Origin of the sequence: Microcystis sp. LE19-41.2A (assembly GCF_027530405.1) — a bacterium.
In the GTDB taxonomy this organism is placed as follows: Bacteria; Cyanobacteriota; Cyanobacteriia; order Cyanobacteriales; family Microcystaceae; genus Microcystis; species Microcystis aeruginosa.
The window spans coordinates 1-5,016 of the sequence record NZ_JAPZQJ010000256.1; the positions used below are offsets into that span (position 1 = coordinate 1).

6 protein-coding genes are annotated in these 5,016 nt (G+C 42.3%); all 6 read left to right on the forward strand.

Annotation, left to right across the window (positions count from 1 at the left end; all coding sequences use genetic code 11):
- Positions 1-239 precede the first annotated feature (239 nt).
- The 6 genes from O9290_RS28495 to O9290_RS11285 all read left to right on the forward strand — a co-directional run bounded on the left by O9290_RS28495 (position 240) and on the right by O9290_RS11285 (position 4,701).
- A complete protein-coding gene (locus O9290_RS28495; protein WP_394296123.1) occupies positions 240-335 on the forward strand; it encodes a TPR end-of-group domain-containing protein in 96 nt (31 codons plus the stop codon).
- 442 nt (positions 336-777) lie between these two features.
- Positions 778-2,406 carry a hydroxylamine reductase gene (gene hcp / locus O9290_RS11265; protein ID WP_288054601.1) on the forward strand — a complete coding sequence of 543 codons (1,629 nt, stop codon included), beginning with the start codon at positions 778-780 and terminating at the stop codon, positions 2,404-2,406.
- Between the two features lie 85 nt (positions 2,407-2,491).
- Complete coding sequence (gene hoxU, locus O9290_RS11270) at positions 2,492-3,208, forward strand: bidirectional hydrogenase complex protein HoxU (RefSeq protein WP_002760545.1); 717 nt, start codon at positions 2,492-2,494, stop codon at positions 3,206-3,208.
- 8 nt (positions 3,209-3,216) lie between these two features.
- Positions 3,217-3,612 (forward strand): hypothetical protein, encoded by a 396-nt coding sequence (locus O9290_RS11275; RefSeq protein WP_002760544.1) that lies wholly within the window; start codon positions 3,217-3,219, stop codon positions 3,610-3,612.
- A 2-nt stretch (positions 3,613-3,614) separates the two neighbouring features.
- The gene (locus tag O9290_RS11280) at positions 3,615-4,076 is read left to right on the forward strand and encodes a hypothetical protein (RefSeq protein WP_002760543.1); all 462 of its coding nucleotides are present in this window, start codon (positions 3,615-3,617) and stop codon (positions 4,074-4,076) included.
- 76 nt (positions 4,077-4,152) lie between these two features.
- Positions 4,153-4,701, forward strand: a complete 549-nt coding sequence (locus O9290_RS11285; RefSeq protein ID WP_002740992.1) for an NADH-quinone oxidoreductase subunit B family protein — start codon at positions 4,153-4,155, stop codon at positions 4,699-4,701.
- The last annotated feature ends 315 nt before the right edge of the window (positions 4,702-5,016 follow it).

Below are 5,016 nucleotides of genomic sequence, written 5' to 3' on the forward strand. Positions count from 1 at the left end.
AGGTGGTCAATTACCTAATTTTCAGGGAAAAAATCCCTAAATTTTCCCCCCAATCACTCCAATGGTAGGCACTTTTTCAGGGAAAAAAAGTCTAAAAGCCTTATCCAACAAGGTTTTTAGATTTATTCAGCAAACCCTAAATAAAAGATCTGCGATTCCAAGACATACGGAAATTAGGGATATTCTCGCTAATAAAATCTGCAAAGATATCGGAATACCACTAATAAAATAAATCGTTCATCAGTCTTGATGTCAAATATCAGGATCTGGCAAAAACAGATAAAGATTTCGAGCAGATTCGGGGAGATGAGCGGTTTCAATCATTGCTAAGTTAAGTAAATAACAAAAGAGATGACTATCTATGTCGAAAGCAATCCCATCATCACAGTTAGGCGATAATAACTCTTAATTTCCAACTTTCTATCCTAATCAGGAGACCGATTGCTATGACACTGGCAAACACCCACCTAAAAATCGAAAATATCGCTCATCATATCATAAAAATCACAAAAAATACTTAATTTAATAAGACAACTAAATAATTGTTTAATCAGTAATTCTTGAGGAAATCTAAAATCAGAACCCAACTGGCAAAAAAAGTGAGAGAATAAAAACATAGTTCAGAGAGTAGAGGCTGTCAAGACAAGCTTTCCAGTCGTAAAATCCACAATTCCTGCCGGGTGAGGGCCGATAACTAACTTTCAAAAAAGCAGAATTAAATTTAGTAGAAAAAAATCGCAACAATCTGTCAATCCACTGAAAAAAGAGAGAAAAATTATGTTTTGTGAACAATGCGAACAAACCGCTAGTGGTAATGGTTGTCATCAGTGGGGAGCCTGTGGAAAAAGTCCCGAAGTCAACGCCGTTCAAGACTTATTAGTTTATTGTCTGCGGGGATTAGCATCGGTGGTTTTAAAAGCCAAAGAAGCGGCAATATCTACTCGCGAAGCCGATATTTTTACCTGCGAGTCGCTTTTCGCCACCATGACCAATGTGAACTTCGATCAAAGACGTTTTACCGATTATATTCAGCGTTGTTTAGAGATTCGGGAAAATTTAAAAGCACAATTGGGATCGGTGGACTGGTCTGCACTTGCTAACTATCAGCCTAATTTTAATGAGAGCCTAGTCAGCCAAGGTCAAGAAGTATCCTTAGAACTAATTGAAAAAGTGCAAGACCTCGATATTTTTTCCCTAAAGTTAACCGCTATCTACGGAGTTAAAGGTCTTGCTTCCTATACTTTCCACGCTCAGGAATTAGGTCAAGAGGATGACTCAGTTTATCAGGTTATCCAAGAGACTTTAGCGGCAATTGATCGCAGTGATTTAAACCTGAATGATTGGGTGGCAATCTGTCTAAAAGTCGGGGCGGCAAACCTGCGGGCCATGGAATTATTAGATCAAGGTCATACCGAAACCTACGGTCATCCCATACCGACAAATGTTCCCTTAAATCCGCGTCTAGGTAAAGCCATTTTAGTCTCCGGCCATGATATTAAACAATTAGCGGCTTTACTGGCACAAACTGCCAATACTGGGATAACAGTCTATACCCACGGAGAATTATTACCCGCCCACGGTTATCCAAAACTCAAAGAAAAATATCCCCATCTCTACGGTCATTATGGCACCGCCTGGCAAAATCAAACTAAAGAATTTGCTAAGTTTCCGGGGGCAATAGTTTTAACTACTAATTGTCTCATGCCCCCCCACGAAAACTATGAAAGTAAACTCTTTACCCTCGGACCTGTGGGTTATGCCCATATTAACCGCTTAGAAACAGTGGACGGTGCGATCGATTTTAGTCCCGTGATTGCTAAAGCGCAGTCATTGCCCGGATTTACTGAAATAAGCGAACCTCGGCAGGTAATGGTAGGATTTGCCCACAATACCGTTCTCAGTGTCGCTGATACGGTGGTTAATGCCCTTAAACAGGGTAAAATCCGTCACTTCTTCCTAGTTGGGGGCTGCGATGGGGCAAAACCCGATCGCAATTACTACACCGAATTCGTGGAACAAGTTCCCGAAGATTGCATCGTTTTAACCCTTGCCTGTGGAAAATTCCGCTTTTTCGACAAACAATTAGGTAGCATCGAAGGATTACCCCGGCTAATGGACTTGGGACAATGTAACGATGCCTATAGTGCCATCAAAATCGCCCTAGGATTAGCCAACGCTTTTAACGTTAGCGTCAACGAGATACCCCTCTCCCTAATTATCTCTTGGTACGAACAAAAAGCGATCGCTGTACTGCTCACCCTGCTACATCTAGGTATGCAAAATATCCGTCTGGGACCAACTTTACCGGCATTTATCTCCCCCAACGTCCTCAAAGTCCTCTCCGATACCTATCACCTGCAGCCGATTACCACCCCCGCAAAAGACTTAGCCGATTGTCTAGGTTAAAACTTTCTGTAAAAATCCCACCCTTGGCCACAAACCGTGGCCTATGGGAAGGAGAGGGATATTATCCTCAAGGAGAATAATTTTTATGTCCGTAATCACTTTAAGCATTGATGGTAAAGATGTAGCGATCGAAGCGGGTTCGCGAGTTCTGGCGGCAGCTAGTCAGGTAGGAATAAAAATTCCCGCCCTCTGTCATCTCGATGGGGTTTCCGAAGTGGCCGCCTGTCGCTTATGTTTGGTAGAAATTGAAGGTATTAATAAATTATTACCCGCCTGTGTAACGGAGGTGGCGGAAGGAATGGTGGTTCATACCGATACCCCAAAACTAAAAGAATATCGCCGCATGACAGTGGAATTATTATTCGCTGAAGGCAATCACGTTTGTGCGGTTTGTGTGGCTAATGGTAACTGTGAATTGCAAGATTTAGCCATCGAAGTGGGTATGGATCATAGTCGTTTTCCCTACCGTTTTCCCAAGCGAGAAGTGGATATTTCCCATCCTCTTTTCGGTATTGATCATAATCGTTGTGTTCTCTGTACCCGTTGTGTGCGAGTCTGTGATGAAATTGAAGGGGCGCACGTTTGGGATCTGGCTTATCGCGGCGAAAAAGATAAAATTATTGCGGGAATGGATCAGCCTTGGGGCAGCGTTTCCGCCTGTACTTCCTGCGGCAAATGTGTTGCCGCTTGTCCAACCGGGGCGATATTCCGCAAGGGTTCCGCCGTTTCTGAAAAAGAGGAAGATCGCTCGAAGTTGGAATTTTTAGTTAATGCTAGGACTCAACACCAATGGACGCGTTAAAGTAATCAATGGAGGGTGATAGTGATCGATGGGCGCATTTAGATATCTACGAGCAGAAACTAACCGCCAAGGTAAGGGAGGAATATGATCAGATTATGGATAATAATCAAGATATCCTAGAGATTGCTGCCCAATACGAAATATCGGAGATCGATATCCGACGCGCCAAGGATTATGCTTTTGGATCGGGAGTGTCTCGATATCAATTTTTTCCCGAAGGTTTAATGGTAGCAGCTTGGCGAAGACTCGCTGGCGCTCAAGGGAATAATCTTGATCGGATGTTTCTCAATCATGAAATCTACGAATCTGACTTAGTGATTAATCGAGGCTTTTCGCAGCAACAAGCGCATTTACTGGCACAAAAACAATATCCTTGGTCTGATTCAATTCAGCAAACAAGATAATTATGACCACATCACCCGAATCGCAATTTCTACAAGCCCTAGAAATGTGTCAGTCTCTCTCCAATTTGACGGCGCAATTTTCTAGTATTCCTTGTCGGATAATTGAAATTTTGTCTGATATTAGTCAAGAGCCTAGGGTTTTGTATTCGCTCTTAATTAAATATTCTAGAGAAGTGGATTCCGCTTTAGTTGCCCTAGATATTTATGCCAAAAGTGCTGATAATTGGCGAGTAAAAGATCGAGATAAAACCTGTTCTCTTGGTTTTGGAGTAAAAGACCATTGCACGATTTTAAGCTGTTTGCTCAATTTCAGTAAACGTCCTTTTTCTTTTATTTCCTATACGGGAAATTTTGCATCGGAGGCGATTATTTTTGAGCTACTTAAAGACTGGAAAAATCTAGATTTAGCTCCTTTCTTTGAGGAAAAAATGCAAGAGTTTATCCGGGAGGCAAAAATAGCTTAAAAGAGTATTTCTTTTCATTTGATCCTTTTGACCAAATTGCAACTCAGCCAACAATACCAACCAAGAAATTAAAATTATGAGTAAAATTCGCTTCGCTACTGTCTGGTTAGCCGGTTGTTCGGGATGCCATATGTCCTTCCTCGATTTGGATGAATGGCTGTTAGAATTAGCCGAAAAAGTTGACGTGGTGTATAGTCCCGTCGGCTGCGATCTGAAAACCTATCCCGAAAATGTCGATGTCTGTTTAGTGGAAGGAGCGATCGCTAATCAGGATAATTTAGAACTAATTCATCTAGTCCGCCAAAATACCAAAACCGTCGTTTCTTTTGGTGATTGCGCCGTGACTGCTAACGTTCCCGCTATGCGGAATATGTTAGGAACTGCCGATCCCGTGCTAAAAAGGGCTTATTTAGAGTTAGGAGATAACACCCCTCAACTACCAGAAGAACCCGGTATCGTTCCCGAATTATTAGATCAAGTGCTGCCCGTCCATCAAGTCATTCCCATCGATATTTTTATGCCGGGTTGTCCCCCCGATGCGGACAGAATTCGCGAGACACTGATCCCGATTTTAAAAGGGGAATTACCCGTGATGGCAGGACGAGAAATGATTAAATTTGGTTAATTGAATCAGTTATCAGTCGTCAGTTATCAGTTATCAGTTATCAGTTATCAGTTATCAGTTATAAGATTTGAGTTTTAAGTTTTGAGTGAGCAGTATGTATTAAGTGAGCCTCATCAAATGGCAGTTTGCTACTGTCTTTTCACTGATTACTGTTTACTGATTATACTAAATCCGCTGAGTATAGGCTACATATCAGGAGAGGCACTCCTGCAAGTGGAGTGACTCTTAAATTATTACAGATGTGTCAGCGGCTGCGTGTAAGCATCCCACCGAAAAACTAATGCGCGGGGGGTTTGGGGGCGGCGCCACGCCCCC